The sequence below is a fragment of the Streptomyces sp. NPDC005576 genome, assembly GCF_042871745.1.
In the GTDB taxonomy this organism is placed as follows: domain Bacteria; phylum Actinomycetota; class Actinomycetes; order Streptomycetales; family Streptomycetaceae; genus Streptomyces.
On the sequence record NZ_JBIAJC010000013.1, the window covers coordinates 75026 to 94007 of the forward strand.

An 18982-nucleotide genomic window follows, 5' to 3' on the forward strand; every position below is an offset into this window, starting at 1 on the left:
CGGCGTGCGCCGGAGCGCGGGTGGAGAGACCGTTGACGCATGACTACTGCACTGAATCCCCCGGGAGAGACCCCGCCGGCCGAAGGCTCCACCCACGAGGCGCACCAGGAACGTGCGGACGGAGGCATGTGGGAACACCCGGCTGTGTGGGCGGCCGTCGTCCTGGTGGGCGCGGTCCTCTTCGCCGCCTTCTTCATCGCACGCATCTTCGGCTACGGCTGACCCCCGGCCCCTCGTGGCCGCACCGAAGGCCGCCCGGGGCCCTCCCTTGGCTGAAACGGTCCGGGCCGACGCGTCCTGAGCGGCGCTGGGCCCCGCGGGCGCTCCGTAACACCCTGGCGTGGATCACGTCGTCTCCCTACCGTGTTCCAGCATGGAATGGATGACGCTGGTGGCCACGCTTCTCGGTGCGGTGATCGCCATGGGGTCGACCCTGCTGGTCGAGGCCCGCAAAGACCGACGGGAGGCCGCCGGAGAGTGGCGGCGCAGCAGGCGCGAGCTGTATGGGGCCTACCTCGGGACGCTCTCCCAGGTGCGCGGCGAGCTGCAACTCCTGATCCTGGACCGGACCCCGGCCGATGCCGACCGCCTGGTCCGCGCACGGCAGAGCTTCGCCAAGTGCTATGAGCTCCGCTATCAGTTGGAAGTCTTCGCGCCGCGTGCCGTGGTCGAACCCGCTCTCCACTACTTCCGCAGCGTGCGCAGGCTGCGGGACGAGGCGGGCGCCGGGGTGGTGGACGGTGATGTCCGCTGCGAGCGCGCCTTCGTCGACGTCATGGAAGCGCTGGCAGAGGTACTCGATGCCATGCGGCTCGACACGGGGACGGACGCTCTCGCCTCCGCTCCCTGAAAGCTCCCTGGCTCTCTCCCGACACCTCAGGACGTCGCGCTCCGCCTGCCCGTCGGCGGAGAGCGACGTCCTCTTTCGCTCAGCTCAGCGCCCCGGTGGCGCCGGTCCGTCGTCCGGGGGGCCGTCCCGACGGGCCGTACCGTCCCGGCCGGCGGACGTCCCCGTCCCCACCGGGGCGACGGCGTCGTCCTCGTCCACCGCGGGGGCCGCCCCGCCCTGGAGCCGTTCGCGGTCCGAGGCGCGTACCTGGACCACGAAGAGGGCGATCAGCGCGGCGAGTACGGCGAGCACGGCCGCGACGACGAAGGCGGCGGACACGCCGGACGCCAGCACCTCGCTGCCCCAGGGCGGAGGCAGCTCGCCAGTCCGGCGGAACTCCAGCTTCTGTGCGGGTGTCGCCTTCTGCAGGAACGACGCGATCTGGTCGTCGGCCTCGTTGCGGCTCGCGGTACCGAAGACCGTGACGAGGATGGAGAGTCCGAGCGAACCGCCGACCTGCTGGGTGGCGTTCAGGATGCCGGAAGCAGCACCCGCGTCTTTGGGGCGGACTCCCGAGACCGCCATCAGGGTCAACGACACGAACTGCAGCCCCATGCCGAAGCCGAAGACGAGCACCGGGCCGAGCAGACTGCCCAGGTAGGTGCTGTCGGCGTCGGTCCGGGTCAGCCAGCCGAGTCCCACGGCGGCGAGGATCGCGCCCACCACCATGAACGGCTTGGGCCCCCACTTGGGCAGCAGTTGGGACGCGAAGCCGGCGCCGACCGCGATGATGGCGCTCACCGGGAGGAAGGCGAGCCCGGCCCGCAGGGGGCTGAAGCCGAGAACGTTCTGCACGAAGAGGGTCAGGAAGAAGAACATGCCGAACATCGCGGCGGAGAGGGACAGCATGATGCCGTAGACGCCCGCACGGTTGCGGTCGCGGAACATCCACAGGGGGGTGATCGGCTGTTTCGACCTCTGCTCGATGGCGATGAACGCGGCGAGCAGCACCACGGCCGCCGTGAACGCACCGAGGGTCACCGCATCGCTCCAGCCGTCCTTCGAGGCCCGGATGAAGCCGTAGACCAGCGCCACCATGCCGAGTGTGGAGGTGAGTGCGCCGAGGACGTCGAAGTGGCCCGGGTGTCGTACGGACTCCGGGATGTAGCGGGGGGTGGCCAGTGCGATCAGCAGGCCGATCGGGACGTTGACGAAGAAGATCCATCGCCAGTCGAGCCATTCCACCAGCAGGCCGCCCGCCAGCAGACCGATCGCGCTGCCGCCTGCCGAGACCGCGGCGAAGACGCCGAACGCCCTGTTGCGTTCCGGACCTTCACGGAAGGTCGTGGTGATCAGTGACAGCGCCGTGGGGGACGCGATGGCACCACCCACGCCCTGGAGGGCACGGGCGGCGAGCAGTTGCCAGGACTCCTGCGACAGACCACCGAGCAGCGAGGCGAACACGAAGAGCAGGACCCCGAAGATGAAGACTCTGCGGCGTCCGAGGATGTCTCCCAGCCGCCCGCCGAGCAGGAGCAGACCACCGAAGGTCAGCGTGTAGGCGTTGATCACCCAGGAAAGGTTCTCGGTGCTGAATCCCAGCGAGGTCTGGATGTGCGGCAGGGCGATGTTGACGATGGTGATGTCGAGCACCACCATCAGCTGGCACGAGGTGATGACGAGGAGCGCCATACCTTTGCCGCGCCCCTCGTTCCGGGGCGCGGCGAGATGTGCGACATTCGATTGGGAGTCCGTCATTTCAGTACCCATGTCTGCCGACGGCGGCGCCCCGGGTCCGTACGGGCCGGACGCTTTACCCGTTCGACGTTAGGCCCCGGGCCGCGGCGCCGCCATCCGGGCGTCCGGGGCCCGCCGGTCGCGCCGTGTGTCCGCCGGGTACGCCTCCGCGTCCACCGAGCCCGTACGACGCCCCGTCCGCGCGACGGAAGGCCGTGGCCCTGGCCCCGCGGTGGCCGGTGGTCGTACGTGCCCGACGCCGCCGCGCACGGCGTTCCGCCCTCCCGGCGCCGACTGCGGGGGCCTCCTTCCCGGGAAGACGGATACGGGTTCTGCGGGCCGGGGGGGGCGCACGTACCGTGTGATCACTCATCCGTACGACGAAGGCGGCCCGGCACATGCCCCTGTTCGACCTGCCCCTCGAAGAACTCCGTACCTACCGCAGCACGTCGGTGGAGCCCGCCGACTTCGACGCGTTCTGGTCGAGGACGCTCGAAGGGACCCGCAGCCACCCGCTCGACGCCCGCTTCGCACTCTGCGCCAAGACGGGTCTGAAGACCGTGGAGGTGTACGACGTGACCTTCGCCGGATTCGGCGGCCACCCGGTCAAGGGCTGGCTGGTGCTCCCGGCGGGGACCACCGAACCGCTCCCGGTGGTGGTGCAGTTCATCGGGTACGGCGGTGGGCGGGGCCTCGCGCACACCCATCTGCTCTGGGCGTCCGCCGGTTTCGCGCACTTCGTCATGGACACCCGGGGCCAGGGCAGCGGCTGGGCCGGCGGCGACACCGCCGACCCGGTGGGCAGTGGGCCCTCGTTCCCCGGGGTCATGACCCGCGGCATCGAGGACCCGCACGAGTACTACTACCGGCGGCTGTACACCGACGCCGTGCGGGCGGTCGAGGCTGCCAGGTCCCACCCGCTCGTCGACGCGTCGCGCACGGCGGCCGCCGGGATCAGTCAGGGAGGCGGCATCACGCTCGCGGTCGCGGGCCTGGTGCCCGACCTGGTGGCCGTGGCGCCGGACGTGCCGTTCCTGTGCGACTTCCCGCGCGCCCTCACGGTGACCGACCGCAACCCCTACCGCGAGCTGGGGAATTACCTCAAGACGCACCGGGGTCGCACCGAGCGGCTCAAGGCTACGCTCGGCTACTTCGACGGGGTGCACTTCGCCGCGCGGGCCACGGCTCCGGCGCTCTTCTCGACGGCGCTGGAGGACCTCACCTGCCCGCCGTCCACCGTGTTCGCGGCGTTCAACGCGTACGCCCACACCGACAAGTCGATAGAGGTGTACGACTTCAACGACCACGAGGGCGGCGGCCCTTACCAGGAAGCGGCGCAGCTCGCCTGGCTGCCCGGGAAGCTGACGGCCTCGGCCTGATCGCGTTCCGGCCCCTCGCCGGGCGGGCGGGGGTTCTGTGCCGTACCGCGAAGGGGGTCAGAAGGAGACGGGATCGCGGACGAGCGGGCAGGTCATGCAGTGACCGCCACCGCGTCCGCGCCCCAGCTCCGCGCCGACGATGGTGACGACTTCCACGCCGGCCTTGCGGAGCAGGGTGTTCGTCTGGGTGTTGCGGTCGTAGGTGAAGACGACGCCGGGTTCCAGCGCCACGGCGTTGTTGCCGCTGTCCCACTGCTGGCGTTCGGAGGCGTACACGTCGCCGCCCGTCTCGATCGTCCGCAGCGCCGGCAGGCCGAGTCCGTCGGCCACGACCTTGACGAAGGGGGTGGAACCCTCGTCCGTGATCTCAACGCCCGGAGCCTGGTCGCTGGGGCGGAGGGAGAAGGTGTGGACCGCGTCGATGATCCTCGGATAGAGCGTCACGATGTCGCGGTCGGCAAAGGTGAAGACGGTGTCCAGGTGCATGGCGGAGCGCAGTTTGGGCATGCCGGCGACGATGACGCGCTCGGCGGCGCCTTCGCGGAAGAGGGAGGCGGCGACCTGGGTGATCGCCTGGCGCGAGGTCCGCTCGCTCATCCCCATCAGGACGACGCCGTTGCCGACCGGCATGATGTCGCCGCCTTCGAACGTGGCCTGGCCCCAGTCCTGCTCCGGGTCGCCCCACCACACCTTCGCGCTCAGGTAGTCCGGGTGGAAGGCGTAGATGGCGGCCATCAGGAGCGTTTCGCCGTGGCGGGCGGGCCAGTACAGGGGGTTGAGGGTGACGCCTCCGTAGAGCCAGCAGGTGGTGTCCCGGGTGTACAGGGTGTTCGGCAGCGGCGGCATGAGGTACTCCCGCGCCGCCGTCGACTCGCGGGCCAGTGCCAGGTAGCCGGAGCGGAACTCCTCGGGAAGGTCCGTGGTCGCGAGGCCGCCGATGAGGTACTCGGCGAGCCGGCGCGGTTCCAGCGACTCCAGGAAGCCGCGGGTGTTGTCGATGAGTCCGAGGCCGACCTCGTTGGCAGTGATCTTGCGGTCCAGCAGCCAGTCCCGGGCGGCCGGGATGGCCATGGTCTCGGCGAGCAGCGCGTGCAGTTCGACGACCTCGACGTCCGCCTGCCGCATCTTGTTGACGAAGTCGGCGTGGTCGCGCTGGGCGTTCTCCACCCACATCACGTCGTCGAAGAGCAGGTCGTCCGCGTTGGTGGGGGTGAGTCGCCGGTGGGCCATCCCCGGTGCGCAGACCAGCACCTTGCGCAATCTGCCGACCTCGGAGTGGACGCCGAGGGCGGGCCCCTGGGCGGTCGTGTCAGTCATGGGGAAGCCTTTCGGGGTTCCCCGGCAGGGCGGCCGGGGTAGGACGGGTCAGAGTTCGATCCAGCCGGCGGCCAGGGCGATCACACCGATGACGGCGCCCGCGACCGAGACGGCGCAGATGACCGCTTCGACCGGCGAGAAGAGTCTGCGGTTCTGCTCGCGCCGGGCCTTGATGAAGAGGAAGGTCGCCGGGGCGTAGATGATGAAGGAGACGAGGACGAACTTGAGTCCCGCCGCGTAGAGCAGGAAGGCCGTGTAGAGGGTCGCGACGGCGGCGACCGCGAGTTCTCCCCCGGTGGTGCCGCCGACGGCGCCTTCGCGTTCGGGACTCCGCGCGATCTTGACGGCGAACGCGGCGGCCAGCAGGAACGGGATCAGGGTGAGGGCGCTGGTCAGGTCGAGCGCGAAGTTGAAGGCGTCGTCCGAGAACGCGGTGACGACGAGGACCACCTGACTCAACGCCGTGGTCATGAGCAGGGCCGGTACCGGCACGTCGGCGGGGGTGGACCGGCCGAGGAAGCGGGGCATGTCCTCGTCCTTGGCGGCGACGAAGAGCACTTCGGCGGCCATCAGCGTCCACGCCAGGTAGGCGCCGAGGACGGAGATGATGAGGCCGACGCTGACGAAGACCGTGCCCCAGGTACCGACCGCCGCTTCCAGGACCCCGGCCATGGAGGGTTGACGGAGTTCGGCGATCTCGGCCATCGGCAGGATGCCGTACGAGACGATGGTGACGGAGGCGAAGACGGCGAAGACGCTGAGGAAGCCGAGGACGGTGGCCCGGCCGACGTCCTCGCGCCGCTTGGCGTGGCGCGAGTACACGCTGGCCCCTTCGACCCCGAGGAAGACGAAGACGGTGGCCAGCATGGTGCCGCGCACCTGGTTGAAGAGCGAGCCCGCGTAGTCGGCCCCGGCGAAGTTGTCGGCGAAGACGGACGTGTCCAGGTAGAAGAGGGCGAGGATCACGAAGACCAGGATCGGGACGACCTTCGCCACGGTCACGATCCGGTTGATCGCCGCCGCTTCCTTCACTCCGCGCCGGATGAGCAGGAAGAACGCCCACAGCCCCACCGAGGAGAGCACGATGGCGAGCGCCGTGTCGCCGTCTCCGAGAGCCGGGGCGATGGCCCCGATGGTGGACATGATGAGGACCCAGTAGGTCACGTTGCCGACGCAGGCGCTGGCCCAGTAGCCGAAGGCCGAGAAGAAACCGAGGTACTCGCCGAACCCGGCCTTGGCGTAGGCGTAGACACCTGCGTCGAGGTCGGGTCTGCGGACCGCGAGTTTCTGGAAGACGAAGGCGAGCATCAGCATGCCGATACCCGCGACCGCCCAGGAGATCAGAGCCCCGGCGACCCCGGTCTCCGCGGCGAAGCGCCGGGGCAGGGAGAAGACGCCGGCGCCGACCATGGAGCCGACGACCATCGTCGTCAGGGTGAGCAGAGTCAGTTTGGCCGCGGGCGGTGACGCCTCGGCGGGGGTGCCGGAACCGGCCTCGGCGCTGGTCATGTTTCCCCTCCGCGAGGTGCCTCTTCCGGTCCACGCGGGGACGATGCGCTCCGGTCGATCCGACACACGTTCATTGCGACGGGAATCTAGTGCCGCCTGAGCGCTTTGTCATATTTTGATTGCATTGAGTGAGTGCGCTGGAACAAGCGCGGCTCACCGATGGCTCGGCGTGGCCCGGTCGGGCGGGCCAACTCTCCGCGCCTGCGGGCACATCCGCTATCCGGGCGGTCGGAAAACGGTGCACCGACGCCAACTGCACGCCGAGTCGGCCCACCTGGATCGGGGGCTGGCGGGGTTTTGCCCACTGCTCTGCCCACCGTGGCGCTGCGGCACTCCGCGTCGGGGCCCGCACGTCCGCTGCCCCGGTCCGTACCCGGGACGTCGTCGCTACCAGTAGTGGCGCCTGCCGCCCACCGCACGCCCGGTGGCACCGAGCAGGAACAACACCACCCCGATGGCCAGCAGAACGATGCCGATGGTCCACAGAAACGAGAGTCCGGTGACCAAGCCGATCACCAGCAGAATCACACCCAGAACGATCATGGCGCACTCCATCCGGTTTCCCTTCCAGTATGCGCCTGGCCACCGCTCCCCACGCGGCGAAGCCACGTTCCGCCGCCGGGCCGACCTGCGGGTATGCGCCGATGGCTCCGCCCGAGATGCAGCACGCGCGAGGGCGCCCAGACTGAGAACCATGGCAGAAACACGTCATAAGCGGGCCACGCACACCTCTCCCGCCGCGCGCAGGAAATCCTCGGACGGCGGCGGCCCGCAGGGAGCTGCCCAAGCGGCCTGCCAGAGCCTGGAGAGTTTGATCGCGCATCCGCTGGAAGGCGTTTCCGCCGTCCGACGGGCGGACGACGGCTGGTGCGTCGTCGTCGACGTCCTCGAGGTGCCCCGCATCCCGGACACGACGAGTCTCCTCGCCTCCTACGAGGTACGGCTGGACGACGAGGGCGAACTCGTGGAGTACCGCCGAGTACGCCGCTACCGACGGGGTTCCGCCGACGAGTGACGCGGCGCCCCAGAACCGGAAGGACCCGCATGGCCACGACCTCCTACTCCGACGAAGTCACCTGCCCCCCACGCTCCGGCACCCTGTACGACGTGCTGGAACTCATCCTCGACCGGGGCATGGTGATCGACGTCTTCATCCGGGTGTCTCTGGTCGGCATCGAGATCCTGAAGATCGACGCCCGCATCGTCGTGGCGAGTGTGGACACGTATCTGCGGTTCGCCGAGGCGTGCAACCGTCTGGACCTGGAGCGGGATTCGGGCAGCACCACGATCCCCGAGCTGCTCGGCGGGACCGCGGCCAAGTCGATCGGCAAGCGCAAGGTGCGCAGGGCGGCGGAATCGGTCGGAGACAGCGTCCGCAAGGTGGTGGGCGCGGACGACCGCGACGCCGACCGGGAGGACGAGGCCGATGAGGCGGAGGAGCCCGTACGCCCCAAGAAGCGGCGCGCCCCCGAGCGTTCCGGCAGCGCCCGTCGCCGCCGGCCCGTGGAGGCCTGAGCCATGCCGACGCAGGGTGTGTACGTCTACGGCATCGTCCGCCACACCACGGCGGTGCCGACCGGGCTGAGCGGCGTCGGCACCCCTCCCGCGCGCCTCACCGCCATCGGGCGGGGAGCGGTACGCGCCGTGGTCAGCGAGGCACCCGCACGACTGCGCGCCCGGCGACGGGATCTCATGGCGCACCAGGAGCTGCTGGTCAGGCTGGCGGAGGTCGACTCCGTACTGCCCATGCGGTTCGGCATGGTGGCGACGGGCGAGCAGACGGTGCTCCAGCAGTTGGCCGCCACCGAGAAGGCTTGCCTGGAGGCCCTGGAGCAGTTGGCCGGGCGCGTGGAGATCAATCTGAAGGCGTTCCCCGCCAAGGACGCGCTCGCCGCGGTGGTCGCCGAGGAGCCGCAGGTACGGCGTCTCCGGCAGGACGCCCGGAGAACCCCGGGTTACGAGAATTCGGTGCGGCTGGGCGAAGCCGTGGCCAAGGCGCTCGCGCGCAGGGCGACCGAGGCCGGGGAGCAGATCCTCGCCGAACTGACGCCGATGGCCCACGCGGTGTCGAGAGGGCCGCAGGTGCACGACTGCGCGCTCAACGTGTCGTTCCTGGTCGACCGGGCGCGGGAGGCCGAGTTCCGTACGGCGGCACGGCGCCTCGCCGACGCGCGCCCCGACCACGTGGACCTCAGGATCGTCGGCCCTCTGCCCTGCTACAGCTTCGTGTCCACCGGCGGCCCCTCGCCCGCACCGGCCCGGACGGGTGCGGCATGGGGCTGATCACCGGCATCCTCCTGCTGCCCCTCGCTCCCGTCCGCGGGGTGGTGTGGGTGGCGGACAAGGTGCACGGGGCCGCGGAGCGCGAATTGAACGATCCGACTGTTCTCAGAGCCCGACTGGCCGCGCTGAACAGCGATCTGGAGGACGGCCTCATCGATATCGAAGAGTTCGAGCGCCAAGAGGAACTACTGCTCGACCGGCTCCACGCCGAAGGCGTGGCGGCACACCGGACGATGGAAGGGGACTGACCCATGGACGACACGGCCAAGGCGACGCTCGCTGCCGCAGTGGTGGGCGGATACGTACTGGGGCGGACCAAGAAGGGACGGCTCGCGATCACGGTCGCGACCTACCTGGCGGGACGGCGATTCGGCCTCGAACCGAAACAACTCGCCGCCGAGGGCATGCGACGGCTGAGCGACGTGCCGCAGATCGCCGAACTGCAGGAGCAGTTGCGCGGCGAGGTCCTCGACGCGGGCCGCCAGGCGGTCTCGGCGGCCGCCAATCGCGGAATGGTCTCGCTGGCCGAGGCGATCGGCGACCGTACCTCCCGGCTCGGCGAGCGGGGGCGTCCCGGCGAGGAGGAAGAGGAAGACGGCGGCGAGGAGGGCGAGGAGTTCGAGGGGGACGACGACGAGCCCCGGGACGAGGAGGAAGACGAAGAGTTCGAGGACGAGGAGGGAGACGAGGAACCCGAGGACGAGGACTTCGACGAGGACGAAGAGGAACCGGAGGAGGACGAACCGGACGAGGAAGAGGAAGAGGAGGAGGACGAGGACGAGGACGAGGAGCCGGACGAAGAGGAGGACGAGGAGCCGGAACCCGCACCGAGCCCTCGCTCCAGGAAGCGTTCCGACGCCCGTCCGCCGGAAGATGGCGCGGAGAAGGCACCCGCCAAGAAGGCACCGGGCAGGAAGACCGCCGCGAAGAAGGCCGAGCCGCAGAAGTCGGTGTCCGCGAAGAAGGCTGCCAAGAAGGCTCCTCCGGCGAAGAAGGCCGCTCAGGCGAAGAAGGCGACACCGGCGAAGAAGGCGGCCAAGAAGGCGCCCGCCAGAAGCGCGGCGAAGAAGGCACCTGCCAAGAAGGCCGCCGCCAAGAAGGCACCCGCGAAGAAGAGCGCGGCGGCCAAGAAGACGACGTCGTCCAAGCGGGCGGCTTCCAAGCGCGCCGATCGCCGGAGGTAGCGAGCCATGGCAAGCAACGAGAAGGACGGTTCCGAGGACCAGGTGTCCGGTGTCGACCGGCTGCGTGAGGAGTTGTCGGGCTATCTCTCCGGGCAGGTCGAGCGTCTGGCTGAAAAAGCCGGTGAGAAGCTCACGGGCGTCACGAGCCAGCTCACCGATGTTGCCCAGAACGGTGGATCCCTGCCGGCGATCGGCTCGCGGGTCCTGCAGGGGGAATCGCCCCTGAAGGCCTTCGTCTCCGAGAAGGCGAAGGGGGTGAAGGACAACGTCGTGGGCAAGGCGAAGGATGCCTTCGGCGGAGGCGGCGGGGACGGGGGCGGAAAGGGCAAGGGGAAGAGCAAGTCGGGCGGCAAGTCCATGAACATCATCGAGTTCCTCGATGTGGGCGTGCCGTTGCGCGAGGCGTATGACCACTGGACGCAGTACGACCAGTTCAGCAGCTTCACCAAAGGTGTCCAGAGCGTCTCGATGGAAGACGAGATGGCGAGTGACTGGAAGGTGAAGATCGGTCCGTCCACCCGCGGCTTCAAGGCCACCGTGCAGGAGCAGGTTCCCGACGAGCGGATCGTCTGGACGTCCGAGGGGGCCAAGGGCAGCACACGCGGCGCGGTCAGCTTCCACGAGCTGGCGCCCTCACTGACCCGGATCATCCTGGTGGTGGAGTACTACCCCTCGGGCTTCTTCGAGAAGACGGGCAACCTCTGGCGGGTCCAAGGGCGCCGCATTCGCCTGGACTTCAAGCACTTCCAGCGCTACGTCACCCTCAGTTCGGAACCTGCCGAGGGCTGGCGCGGTGAGATCCGCGACGGAGAGGTCGTCGTCTCCCACGAGGACGCCGTCGAGGAGGAGGAAGCGGAAGAGCAGGAGGGCGAGGAGAACGAGGGCGACGAGGAGGAAGAAGGCGGAGAGGAAGACGGCGAGGACGGCGACTTCGACGACGAGGACGAGGACGCCGAGGACGCCGACGAGGACGCCGAGTACGACGAAGACGAAGACGAAGACGAAGACGAAAAGGGCGACGAAGAAGGGGACGAGGAGGAAGAAGATGACGAAGGGGACGGTGTAGACGACGAGGAAGAAGAGGAGGAAGAGGAGGAAGAAGAAGCGCCTCGTCCCCGGAAGCGGAGAAGGGGCGGACGTCGATGACGGACATGGCGTACCGGCAGACCGCCGACATCGTTCCGGGTCCGCAGACGACCAACCTGGCCGACATCCTGGAACGCGTTCTCGACAAGGGAATCGTCATCGCGGGAGACATCAAGATCGATCTCCTGGACATCGAGCTGCTCACCATCCGGCTCCGGCTCTTCGTGGCCTCGGTGGACACGGCCAAGAAGGCCGGGATCGACTGGTGGGAAACCGATCCCGCGCTGAGTTCGCGCGCGTCCCGCAGCGCCCTCCAGGAGGAGAACCGCGAACTGCGTGCACGGCTGGAGGCGTTGGAGTCGCCCGACGACGCGAAGTCCTCCGACACCGTGGAGTCCTCCGACGAGGCTGAAGAGCGGAAGAGACCCAGGGAGCGCGCCCGCACATGACCAGCACCGTACGCAGCGGCACCTCCCCCGGGAACGACGCCCTCTACGTCTTCGCCGTGTGCCGCGACCTCGACCTCACCTCCGTCTCCCTCGGGCGGCTGCCCGGCCTCACCGGCGAGGAGCCCGTGCGCGCGCTGCCTCTCGGGTCGCGTCTGTCGGCCGTGGCGCAGACCGTGCGCGCGGACGACTTCACCGACGAGGTGTGGCAGGAGCGCCTCGCCGACCAGCGGGAACTGGAGCGCTACGCGCGGGCGCACCATGCTGTGGTCACCGCCGTCGCCGTCGGCGCGCCCACCGTGCCGCTGCCCATGGCGACGCTGTACCACGGCGACGGGAACGCCCGGGCGGCGCTCGCGTCGCAGGCGGCGCGGTTCGACCGCGCACTCGACCGGGTCGCCCATCACCGCGAGTGGGGCGTGAAGGTGTTCCTCTCCCCCGCGGCGGCTCAGGACAGTGCGGCTGCCACGACGGCAGCCGAGCCGGAACGGGCACGTCCGGCGGCCGGTTCGGGTCTTGCTTATCTGAACCGGCGGCGGAGCATCCAGGAAAGCCGGCAGCGCCGTCACGTCGAAGCGGGGCTCAGGGCCGACGCGGTGGACGAGGCGTTCCGCCGGGTGGCGGCGGAGGCACGCAGGCTGCGGCTGCACTCCGCGCCCTCCTCGGAGGGCCAAGGCGTACAGGTCCTCAACGCCACCTATCTGGTGGCGGAGACCCGGTCGGCCGAGTTGCACCGGTTGGCGGAGTCGCTGGGTGAGCCGGGCGACGCGCAGGTCGTCCTGTCGGGTCCCTGGGTGCCGTACTCCTTCGTGGGCGAGGTGGAGGGATGACCCGGGAGGTGGTGCCGTGGGATTCCGCCGAGCCGCTGAGTGGTCCGATCGGGGTGCCGCTGGTCGATCTGCTCGACCGGGTACTCGCGACCGGAGTGGTCATCAGGGGGGATCTCGTGATCGCCATCGCGGACGTTCCGCTCGTGCGCCTGTCTCTGCACGCGCTGCTGTCCTCGGTCAACGAACGCGTGCCCGCACCCTGGGCCGACGGAGGACCGCTGTGACGGAGGCACGGCTCGACCTCGACCGCGAGCGGATGGGCCGTGACCTCGTCACCCTCGTCCTCACGGTGGTGGAGCTGCTGCGCCAGTTGATGGAACGGCAGGCGATCCGCCGGGTCGACCTGGGGGACCTCACGGACGAGCAGGCAGACGAGATCGGCGCCACCCTGATGATGCTCGACCAGCGGATGGCCGAGCTGTGCGAGCAGCACGGGGTTCGTCCCGAGGACCTCAACCTGGACCTGGGGCCCCTCGGGTCCCTGCTGCCCAGGGACTGAACCGACGGGGTGGGCGTACCGGGACCCGGTCGAGGAGCCCGGACGGGTCGTCCGGCGTACCGTGATCGAGGGGCCAGCCGACCTGTGGTCGTACGGCCGGACGGCCCCCCGACCCGAGCGCCGCCGACCGGCCCTGGGGCACGGACGCGCGCGCCCCGACCACCGGACCGGAGGAGATCATGGACGTCAACGACGGTGGAGCGCACCACTCACCGGGGCTGCCCCGCGAGCGCGGACCGCTGTCCGCCGCGGTGCTCGGTCATCTGCGGGGTGACGGCGGGCTGCCGCACCCCGGGGCTGCCCGTGCCGCCGATCCGTACGGCGAGGATCTCCATCTGGCGCTGTACGCGTGCTACGAGCTGCACTACCGGGGGTTCGCGGGGGTGGACCCGGCCCTGGAGTGGGACCCGCAGCTGCTGGCCGTGCGACGGGATGCCGAGGAGTCCTTCCTCGCCGCGCTGCGCCACGACGCCCGGTGCTCCGATCCGCTGGAGGAAGTCCTGGCCGGGCTCCTGGTGGAGCCGGTGCGCGGCGAGGGGGTGTCGGACTTCCTCAAGGACGACGGGGAGCTGCGGCACGTCCGCGAGTACGCCGTCCAGCGGTCGCTCTACCACTTGAAGGAGGCCGACCCGCACGCCTGGGTCCTGCCGAGGCTTCGCGGGCGGGCCAAGGCGGGGATGGCGGCGATCGAGTACGACGAGTTCGGTGCCGGGCGCGCGGAGCGCGTCCACGCGCGCCTCTTCGCCGACCTGATGGCGGACCTGGGGCTGGAGACCGCCTACGGGCACTATCTGGACGAGGGCCACGCCGAGATGCTCGCCCTGGTCAATCTGATGTCGCTGTTCGGGCTGCACCGGCGGCTCCGGGGCGCTCTGGTGGGGCATTTCGCCGCGGTGGAGATCACCTCGTCGCCCGCCTCGCGCCGCCTCGCACAGGCCATGCGGCGTACCGGGGCCGGGCCCTCGGCCGAGTTCTTCTACGCCGAACACGTCGAGGCGGACGCGGTGCACGAGCAGGTGGTCCGGCGTGAAGTCGTGGCGGGCCTCCTGGCGGACGAGCCGGAGCTGGAGGCCGACGTCGCGTTCGGCATCACCGCCACCGGCCTTCTGGAGGATCGGCTCGGGGAACGGCTGCTGGCCGGCTGGCGGGACCGGCCCACGCCCTGACGGAGGTGCTTGCGGGGGACGGTGCCACACCGGGCGGGGCGTCAAGTGGTGACCAGGGCGATTCCGCCCCAATCTGAGACAGACCGCCCGTCTCTCCGTCCGAGGGAGCCCCGATGGCCACCGATGTGGCATCACCCGCGCCTTTCGTTCTCACCCTGCCCGGTGTCTACGCGCCGCAGCACGACACCCGTCTGCTGATGCGTGCACTCGAACGCGAGGCCCTCGCGCCCGGTGCGAGTGTGCTGGATCTCGGTACCGGCAGCGGGGCGCTGGCGATCCGCGCGGCTCAGCTCGGCGGGTCGGTCACGGCGGTGGACCTCGCGCGCCGGGCCGTCCTGACCGCCCGGTTCAACGCCCTGCTCCACCGCCACCGCATCGACGTACGGCGCAGTGATCTGACCGCCGCCGTCCGGGGTCGCGCCTACGACCTGTTGCTGTGCAATCCGCCCTATGTGCCCTCGCCGTCGCCGGACGTGCCCGGACGCGGACGCGCGAGGGCGTGGGACGCGGGACCTGACGGGAGGATCGTCCTGGACCGCGTCTGCGACGGGGCCAGGGAAGCGTTGCGGCCCGGAGGGGTGCTGCTGATGGTGCACTCGGCGCTCTGCGACCCGGACATGACCGTGGCGCGCCTGGAGCGGGCGGGGCTGCCCGCCTCGGTGTGCGAGCGGGCCCGGGTTCCGCTGGGGCCGGTCCTGCGCTCCCGGCGGGCGTGGCTGCGCGACCGGGGCCTGCTCGGGCGGGCCGCGGACAGCGAGGAGCTGGTCGTCGTACGTGCGGTACGCGCCGGACGGGGCTGATCCGGGCCCGCCCGGGCACGCCCCCGTCAGCTCTCGTCATTCTTCACGCGCCGCCGGTGGCTGGTGTCGCACCAGGGGTGGATGCGACTCCTGCGGCACATGCACAGGGCGACCACGAACCGGTCCGACACCGCGGTGCCGCCGTCCGGCAGGGTCACCTCTACGGGCCCCTCCAGCAGCAGCGGCCCGTTCTCGGTGAGCGTGACGCGGCAGGGGCTTCGGGGTGTTTCCGGCACGGGAACCGCCTTCCGGAGTCCGCCGCGCGGGCGTACGGGCGTACGGACCGGGTGGACACCTGACTCGATGGTCGTCCCCGCCAGGGCCGTACGCACGCCGAGGCGCGCGGGTCTCAGGGCCTGTACGGGGTAGTCGAGCGGAAGAAGGAGCGGGGCTCGGTGCGTGCGACCGCAAGGCGCCAAAGCGGCCTCGATGCGGAGCTATCAGAGCGTTTCGGCAACGCCGCGAGCGCGCGTGGGCGCCGCCACCGCATCCGCCGTCGGGGCGGCGACCGTCCCGGCGCCCGCCTCCCATTCCGCCACGCGGGCGAGCAGCTGCTCACGGCCGATGGCGTCCGCCCGCGTCGCCTCCACGGTGCAGGCGTACGCCCCGGCGACCGCGCCGAAGAGGGCGCACCGCGCGGCTTCTTCCCCCGCCAGCCAGCCGAGCAGAAAACCCGCGGCGAAGGCGTCGCCGGCGCCGTTGGAGTCGACGACGGGTTCCGGCGGTGCGATCGCCGGGAGGTGGGTCAGCTCGCCGTCGACGAGCAGATGGGCGCCGGCGGCCCCGTCGGTGGCGACGGCCACGCGGGCTCTGCCGTGCTGGGCGATCCTGCGCAGGGTCGCTCCGGGGTCCTCCAGGGCGGTGGCGGAGAGGAACACCAGGTCAGCCTCGAACGCGAAGGGCTCGTGGTAGGGGTTCACGCCGTCCCAGTCGTGCAGATCGGTCGAGAGCGTCAGACCTGCCTCCCGCAGCAGCGGCAGGGTGTAGGCGCAGGGGTGGGTGATCGAGACGTGCGCGTGGCGGCTCTTTGCGGCCAGCTCCCGCACGGTGGCCTCCGGCAGCCGGTCGCTCTCCGCCGCGCGGCTGTCGTCGTACAGCGAGAGCCGCCTCGCGTCGGGGCCGACGAGGTTCACCGCACGCTTGGTGCCCAGTGGCTGCGGCACCCCGGTGAAGGGGAGGGACCGGGCGTGGTGGAAGGCCCGGACCAGTTCGCCTTCGTGGTCGTCGCCGATCAGGTCGATGTGGTGGGTCCGCAGCCCGAGGGAGGCGAGCCCGAGGGTGACGAAGTCGCCGGTCTGTCCGGCGCGCGCGGTGATGCCGGGGCGGATCATGTGGCTGTCGGCGTACGGGAGCGGCAGCTCCGGCACGTACACGATGGTGTCGACACCCGCTCCCCCCAGGACCAGTACGTCGTACTCCGTGCTCATGGGACTCCCCCGGGGTCGCGGCTCGTGGTGGGACGGAGCGAGTCAAGCAGCCGTCCCCGGGGCCCGCAATCCCTTGCGGAAAAATACTGAAAGCATTTTCACGTACCGTTCCGCAGTCGCCCGCGTCGGCCCTCTGCGGCTCCGCACCGCCTCGCGCCGACCCCGGCCACCGGGCCGGGAAGGCGAGGACATACCGTGTAGGGGGGTGTAGTAAGTCAAGCCTTACCTTGACTTCACCCTGCCAGCGTTCACCCGCCCCGAGGAACGAAGGAACCACAGCCCCATGACACGCCCCGTCCGCGTCGCCATTGTCGGAGCCGGTCCCGCCGGAATCTATGCGGCCGACGCGCTGCTGAAATCCGAAGCCGCCAAGGACCCGGGTGTCTCGATCGACCTGTTCGAGCGCATGCCCGCACCCTTCGGTCTGATCCGTTACGGAGTGGCCCCCGACCACCCCCGGATCAAGGGCATCGTCACCGCGCTGCACCAGGTTCTGGACAAGCCACAGATCCGGCTCTTCGGCAACGTCGACTATCCGAACGACATCGGTCTGGACGAGCTCCGCTCCTTCTACGACGCGGTGATCTTCTCGACGGGTGCCGAGGCCGACCGGGCCCTCGACATCCCCGGGATAGAACTCGACGGTTCCCACGGCGCCGCGGACTTCGTCTCCTGGTACGACGGTCACCCCGAGGTGCCGCGCACCTGGCCGCTGACGGCCGAGAAGGTCGCCGTGCTCGGCGTGGGGAACGTGGCCCTGGACGTGGCGCGCATACTCGCCAAGACCGCCGACGAGCTGCTCCCGACGGAGATCCCCGCCAACGTCTACGAGGGCCTCAAGGCCAACAAGGCGCTGGAGGTGCACGTCTTCGGGCGCCGCGGTCCCGCCCAGGCGAAGTTCAGCCCCATGGAGCTGCGCGAGCTGGACCACTCGCCGAACATCGAGGTCATCGTCAACCCCGAGGACATCGACTACGACGAGGGCTCGATCGCGACCCGCCGGGGCAACAAGCAGGCCAACATGGTCGCCCAGACGCTGGAGAACTGGGCCATCCGCGATGTCGGCGACCGCCCGCACAAGCTCTTCCTGCACTTCTTCGAGTCGCCCGTCGAGGTGCTCGGCGAGGACGGTTCGGTCGTCGGTCTGCGTACCGAGCGCACCGAGCTGGACGGTACGGGCAACGTGCGCGGCACCGGCGCCTTCACCGACTGGGACGTGCAGAGCGTGTACCGCGCGGTCGGCTACTACTCCGACGAGCTCCCGAAGCTCCCGTGGGACCCCGCCTCCGGCACGGTCCCTCACGAGGCCGGGCGCGTCATCGCCGGTTCGGAGCACATGACGTCGGTGTACGTCACCGGCTGGATCAAGCGCGGTCCGATCGGTCTCATCGGCCACACCAAGGGTGACGCCAACGAGACTGTGGAATGCCTGCTGGCGGACCGGGCCGAGGGCCGGCTGTCCGCCCCGGCGCAGCCCGAGCCCGACGCAGTCGTGGCCCACCTGGAGGACCGCGGGGTCCGCTACACCACGTGGGAGGGCTGGCACCGCCTGGACGCCCACGAGAAGGCGCTCGGCGCCGAGCAGGGCCGCGAGCGGATCAAGGTGGTGGAGCGTTCGGCGATGCTGGACGCCTCCGGAGCCTGAGTCCCCGCACGGCGTACGCGCCCCCGGCACCCCTTCACGGGGCCGGGGGCGCTGTCGTCCGCTCGGGGACGGGGTGCGGTGCGGGCGCCGTTGTGGGCGGGGGCGCCGGGTGGCACGATCCGGGGTGACCGGCCGGCCCGCGGAAGGAACACACCCATGGACGACGTGAGCGGCACTTCGGCGGCGAGGGTGTTCGACGCGCTGGGCGCCGCGTACGAGCGGGCCTTCGCCGGTGCACCGGCGCACCGGGACGCCCTGCGCGAGCTGACCGGGCTTCTTCCGCCGCACAGCCGGGTGCTGGACGTGGGCAGCGGGACCGGCCGCCCGACGGCCGAGGTGCTCGTGGCCGCGGGACACGAGGTGCACGGCGTCGACGTCTCGCCGGTCATGGTGGAGCTGGCCGCGCGGCAGGTCCCCGAGGCGTCCTTCGTCCGCGCCGACATCCGCGCACTCGCCCTGGCGGAGGAGTCCTTCGACGCCGTGTGCGTCCACTTCTCGCTCCTCCAGATGACGCGGACCGAACAGGCGGCGCTGCTGGCCCGGCTCGCCCAGGTCCTCCGGCCCGGCGGACTGCTCTCCGTGGCGACGGTCCCGCTGGACGTGGAGGGGGTGGACGTGGTTTTCATGGGCCACCCGGTGCGGGCGACCAGCTTCGACGCACCCGCGTTCACCTCGCTGGTGACGGAGGCCGGCTTCACGGTCGTCTCCGGACGCGGCGTGCTCTTCACCCCGGCCCATCCGGAGGCGACGCCCGAGCCGCACCTCTTCCTGCTCTGCCGTCGCGCCTGACGCCCGCACGCCGGGCGGCGCCCTCCGCGAGAACGGCTCGGGGACGGACCGGTACC

Annotated in this window: 23 protein-coding genes; 17 read left to right on the forward strand and 6 right to left on the reverse strand. The window is 70.5% G+C overall.

Annotated elements, in window-relative coordinates; translation table 11 throughout:
* The first annotated feature begins 39 nt into the window (after nucleotides 1-39).
* Nucleotides 40-222: a DUF6480 family protein gene (locus ACFYPN_RS23495; protein WP_358757447.1), complete on the forward strand. Its 183-nt coding sequence runs from the start codon at nucleotides 40-42 to the stop codon at nucleotides 220-222.
* A gap of 151 nt (nucleotides 223-373) precedes the next feature.
* Nucleotides 374-850: a hypothetical protein gene (locus tag ACFYPN_RS23500; RefSeq protein ID WP_389300780.1), complete on the forward strand. Its 477-nt coding sequence runs from the start codon at nucleotides 374-376 to the stop codon at nucleotides 848-850.
* Nucleotides 851-934: 84 nt separating this feature from the next.
* Here the strand turns inward: ACFYPN_RS23500 and ACFYPN_RS23505 are convergent, their stop codons facing one another.
* On the reverse strand, nucleotides 935-2587 hold the full coding sequence (locus tag ACFYPN_RS23505; protein WP_389300783.1) for an MFS transporter: 1653 nt from the start codon (nucleotides 2585-2587) through the stop codon (nucleotides 935-937).
* Nucleotides 2588-2964: 377 nt separating this feature from the next.
* Between ACFYPN_RS23505 and ACFYPN_RS23510 the strand changes: the two genes are divergently transcribed.
* The gene (locus ACFYPN_RS23510) at nucleotides 2965-3945 is read left to right on the forward strand and encodes an acetylxylan esterase (protein ID WP_358757454.1); all 981 of its coding nucleotides are present in this window, start codon (nucleotides 2965-2967) and stop codon (nucleotides 3943-3945) included.
* Between the two features lie 57 nt (nucleotides 3946-4002).
* Here ACFYPN_RS23510 and ACFYPN_RS23515 read toward each other — a convergent pair whose 3' ends face one another.
* The 3 genes from ACFYPN_RS23515 to ACFYPN_RS23525 all read right to left on the reverse strand — a co-directional run bounded on the left by ACFYPN_RS23515 (nucleotide 4003) and on the right by ACFYPN_RS23525 (nucleotide 7314).
* On the reverse strand, nucleotides 4003-5262 hold the full coding sequence (locus ACFYPN_RS23515; protein ID WP_358757456.1) for an arginine deiminase: 1260 nt from the start codon (nucleotides 5260-5262) through the stop codon (nucleotides 4003-4005).
* Nucleotides 5263-5310: 48 nt separating this feature from the next.
* The gene (locus ACFYPN_RS23520; RefSeq protein ID WP_358757457.1) at nucleotides 5311-6771 is read right to left on the reverse strand and encodes a basic amino acid/polyamine antiporter; all 1461 of its coding nucleotides are present in this window, start codon (nucleotides 6769-6771) and stop codon (nucleotides 5311-5313) included.
* Nucleotides 6772-7158: 387 nt separating this feature from the next.
* Nucleotides 7159-7314 carry a DUF6131 family protein gene (locus ACFYPN_RS23525; protein ID WP_358757459.1) on the reverse strand — a complete coding sequence of 52 codons (156 nt, stop codon included), beginning with the start codon at nucleotides 7312-7314 and terminating at the stop codon, nucleotides 7159-7161.
* A 151-nt stretch (nucleotides 7315-7465) separates the two neighbouring features.
* Here ACFYPN_RS23525 and ACFYPN_RS23530 point away from each other — a divergent pair, with 151 nt between their 5' ends.
* The 12 genes from ACFYPN_RS23530 to ACFYPN_RS23585 all read left to right on the forward strand — a co-directional run bounded on the left by ACFYPN_RS23530 (nucleotide 7466) and on the right by ACFYPN_RS23585 (nucleotide 15065).
* Complete coding sequence (locus ACFYPN_RS23530) at nucleotides 7466-7786, forward strand: gas vesicle protein (RefSeq protein ID WP_389300787.1); 321 nt, start codon at nucleotides 7466-7468, stop codon at nucleotides 7784-7786.
* Nucleotides 7787-7815: 29 nt separating this feature from the next.
* Complete coding sequence (gene gvpJ, locus ACFYPN_RS23535; protein WP_358757463.1) at nucleotides 7816-8286, forward strand: gas vesicle protein GvpJ; 471 nt, start codon at nucleotides 7816-7818, stop codon at nucleotides 8284-8286.
* 3 nt (nucleotides 8287-8289) lie between these two features.
* Nucleotides 8290-9054 (forward strand): GvpL/GvpF family gas vesicle protein, encoded by a 765-nt coding sequence (locus tag ACFYPN_RS23540; protein WP_389300791.1) that lies wholly within the window; start codon nucleotides 8290-8292, stop codon nucleotides 9052-9054.
* Nucleotides 9045-9302 carry a gas vesicle protein GvpG gene (locus tag ACFYPN_RS23545; RefSeq protein ID WP_358757466.1) on the forward strand — a complete coding sequence of 86 codons (258 nt, stop codon included), beginning with the start codon at nucleotides 9045-9047 and terminating at the stop codon, nucleotides 9300-9302. Before ACFYPN_RS23540 ends, ACFYPN_RS23545 begins: the two co-directional genes overlap by 10 nt.
* A gap of 3 nt (nucleotides 9303-9305) precedes the next feature.
* Nucleotides 9306-10238, forward strand: a complete 933-nt coding sequence (locus ACFYPN_RS23550) for a histone protein (RefSeq protein ID WP_358757468.1) — start codon at nucleotides 9306-9308, stop codon at nucleotides 10236-10238.
* A gap of 6 nt (nucleotides 10239-10244) precedes the next feature.
* Nucleotides 10245-11384, forward strand: coding sequence for an SRPBCC family protein (locus ACFYPN_RS23555; RefSeq protein ID WP_389300794.1), 1140 nt, complete (start codon nucleotides 10245-10247; stop codon nucleotides 11382-11384).
* Nucleotides 11381-11773: a gas vesicle protein gene (locus tag ACFYPN_RS23560; RefSeq protein WP_358757472.1), complete on the forward strand. Its 393-nt coding sequence runs from the start codon at nucleotides 11381-11383 to the stop codon at nucleotides 11771-11773. Before ACFYPN_RS23555 ends, ACFYPN_RS23560 begins: the two co-directional genes overlap by 4 nt.
* Nucleotides 11770-12600, forward strand: a complete 831-nt coding sequence (locus ACFYPN_RS23565) for a GvpL/GvpF family gas vesicle protein (RefSeq protein WP_358757473.1) — start codon at nucleotides 11770-11772, stop codon at nucleotides 12598-12600. The genes ACFYPN_RS23560 and ACFYPN_RS23565 overlap by 4 nt, the downstream gene beginning before the upstream one ends.
* A complete protein-coding gene (locus ACFYPN_RS23570) occupies nucleotides 12597-12824 on the forward strand; it encodes a gas vesicle protein (protein ID WP_358757475.1) in 228 nt (75 codons plus the stop codon). Before ACFYPN_RS23565 ends, ACFYPN_RS23570 begins: the two co-directional genes overlap by 4 nt.
* Nucleotides 12821-13099, forward strand: a complete 279-nt coding sequence (locus ACFYPN_RS23575; protein WP_358757477.1) for a gas vesicle protein K — start codon at nucleotides 12821-12823, stop codon at nucleotides 13097-13099. The genes ACFYPN_RS23570 and ACFYPN_RS23575 overlap by 4 nt, the downstream gene beginning before the upstream one ends.
* A gap of 179 nt (nucleotides 13100-13278) precedes the next feature.
* Nucleotides 13279-14265: an iron-containing redox enzyme family protein gene (locus ACFYPN_RS23580; RefSeq protein ID WP_358757478.1), complete on the forward strand. Its 987-nt coding sequence runs from the start codon at nucleotides 13279-13281 to the stop codon at nucleotides 14263-14265.
* Between the two features lie 113 nt (nucleotides 14266-14378).
* Nucleotides 14379-15065 (forward strand): HemK2/MTQ2 family protein methyltransferase, encoded by a 687-nt coding sequence (locus ACFYPN_RS23585; RefSeq protein ID WP_358757479.1) that lies wholly within the window; start codon nucleotides 14379-14381, stop codon nucleotides 15063-15065.
* A 26-nt stretch (nucleotides 15066-15091) separates the two neighbouring features.
* Here the strand turns inward: ACFYPN_RS23585 and ACFYPN_RS23590 are convergent, their stop codons facing one another.
* The gene (locus ACFYPN_RS23590) at nucleotides 15092-15301 is read right to left on the reverse strand and encodes a CDGSH iron-sulfur domain-containing protein (RefSeq protein ID WP_358757480.1); all 210 of its coding nucleotides are present in this window, start codon (nucleotides 15299-15301) and stop codon (nucleotides 15092-15094) included.
* A 204-nt stretch (nucleotides 15302-15505) separates the two neighbouring features.
* Nucleotides 15506-16492, reverse strand: coding sequence for an adenosine kinase (locus tag ACFYPN_RS23595; protein ID WP_358757482.1), 987 nt, complete (start codon nucleotides 16490-16492; stop codon nucleotides 15506-15508).
* 283 nt (nucleotides 16493-16775) lie between these two features.
* Between ACFYPN_RS23595 and ACFYPN_RS23600 the strand changes: the two genes are divergently transcribed.
* Together ACFYPN_RS23600 and ACFYPN_RS23605 are read left to right on the forward strand one after the other, a co-directional pair.
* Nucleotides 16776-18137, forward strand: a complete 1362-nt coding sequence (locus ACFYPN_RS23600) for an FAD-dependent oxidoreductase (protein ID WP_358757484.1) — start codon at nucleotides 16776-16778, stop codon at nucleotides 18135-18137.
* Between the two features lie 156 nt (nucleotides 18138-18293).
* On the forward strand, nucleotides 18294-18926 hold the full coding sequence (locus tag ACFYPN_RS23605) for a class I SAM-dependent methyltransferase (protein WP_358757486.1): 633 nt from the start codon (nucleotides 18294-18296) through the stop codon (nucleotides 18924-18926).
* Nucleotides 18927-18982: the final 56 nt, after the last annotated feature.

Excerpts from the sequence above, each read along its gene's own strand:
- ACFYPN_RS23495 (WP_358757447.1), top strand. The coding sequence starts at position 40 with ATGACTACTGCACTGAATCCCCCGGGAGAGACCCCGCCGGCCGAAGGC.
- ACFYPN_RS23500 (WP_389300780.1), top strand. The coding sequence starts at position 374 with ATGGAATGGATGACGCTGGTGGCCACGCTTCTCGGTGCGGTGATCGCC.
- ACFYPN_RS23505 (WP_389300783.1), bottom strand. The coding sequence starts at position 2,587 with ATGACGGACTCCCAATCGAATGTCGCACATCTCGCCGCGCCCCGGAAC.
- ACFYPN_RS23510 (WP_358757454.1), top strand. The coding sequence starts at position 2,965 with ATGCCCCTGTTCGACCTGCCCCTCGAAGAACTCCGTACCTACCGCAGC.
- ACFYPN_RS23515 (WP_358757456.1), bottom strand. The coding sequence starts at position 5,262 with ATGACTGACACGACCGCCCAGGGGCCCGCCCTCGGCGTCCACTCCGAG.
- ACFYPN_RS23520 (WP_358757457.1), bottom strand. The coding sequence starts at position 6,771 with ATGACCAGCGCCGAGGCCGGTTCCGGCACCCCCGCCGAGGCGTCACCG.
- ACFYPN_RS23525 (WP_358757459.1), bottom strand. The coding sequence starts at position 7,314 with ATGATCGTTCTGGGTGTGATTCTGCTGGTGATCGGCTTGGTCACCGGA.
- ACFYPN_RS23530 (WP_389300787.1), top strand. The coding sequence starts at position 7,466 with ATGGCAGAAACACGTCATAAGCGGGCCACGCACACCTCTCCCGCCGCG.
- gvpJ (WP_358757463.1), top strand. The coding sequence starts at position 7,816 with ATGGCCACGACCTCCTACTCCGACGAAGTCACCTGCCCCCCACGCTCC.
- ACFYPN_RS23540 (WP_389300791.1), top strand. The coding sequence starts at position 8,290 with ATGCCGACGCAGGGTGTGTACGTCTACGGCATCGTCCGCCACACCACG.
- ACFYPN_RS23545 (WP_358757466.1), top strand. The coding sequence starts at position 9,045 with ATGGGGCTGATCACCGGCATCCTCCTGCTGCCCCTCGCTCCCGTCCGC.
- ACFYPN_RS23550 (WP_358757468.1), top strand. The coding sequence starts at position 9,306 with ATGGACGACACGGCCAAGGCGACGCTCGCTGCCGCAGTGGTGGGCGGA.
- ACFYPN_RS23555 (WP_389300794.1), top strand. The coding sequence starts at position 10,245 with ATGGCAAGCAACGAGAAGGACGGTTCCGAGGACCAGGTGTCCGGTGTC.
- ACFYPN_RS23560 (WP_358757472.1), top strand. The coding sequence starts at position 11,381 with ATGACGGACATGGCGTACCGGCAGACCGCCGACATCGTTCCGGGTCCG.
- ACFYPN_RS23565 (WP_358757473.1), top strand. The coding sequence starts at position 11,770 with ATGACCAGCACCGTACGCAGCGGCACCTCCCCCGGGAACGACGCCCTC.
- ACFYPN_RS23570 (WP_358757475.1), top strand. The coding sequence starts at position 12,597 with ATGACCCGGGAGGTGGTGCCGTGGGATTCCGCCGAGCCGCTGAGTGGT.
- ACFYPN_RS23580 (WP_358757478.1), top strand. The coding sequence starts at position 13,279 with ATGGACGTCAACGACGGTGGAGCGCACCACTCACCGGGGCTGCCCCGC.
- ACFYPN_RS23585 (WP_358757479.1), top strand. The coding sequence starts at position 14,379 with ATGGCCACCGATGTGGCATCACCCGCGCCTTTCGTTCTCACCCTGCCC.
- ACFYPN_RS23595 (WP_358757482.1), bottom strand. The coding sequence starts at position 16,492 with ATGAGCACGGAGTACGACGTACTGGTCCTGGGGGGAGCGGGTGTCGAC.
- ACFYPN_RS23600 (WP_358757484.1), top strand. The coding sequence starts at position 16,776 with ATGACACGCCCCGTCCGCGTCGCCATTGTCGGAGCCGGTCCCGCCGGA.
- ACFYPN_RS23605 (WP_358757486.1), top strand. The coding sequence starts at position 18,294 with ATGGACGACGTGAGCGGCACTTCGGCGGCGAGGGTGTTCGACGCGCTG.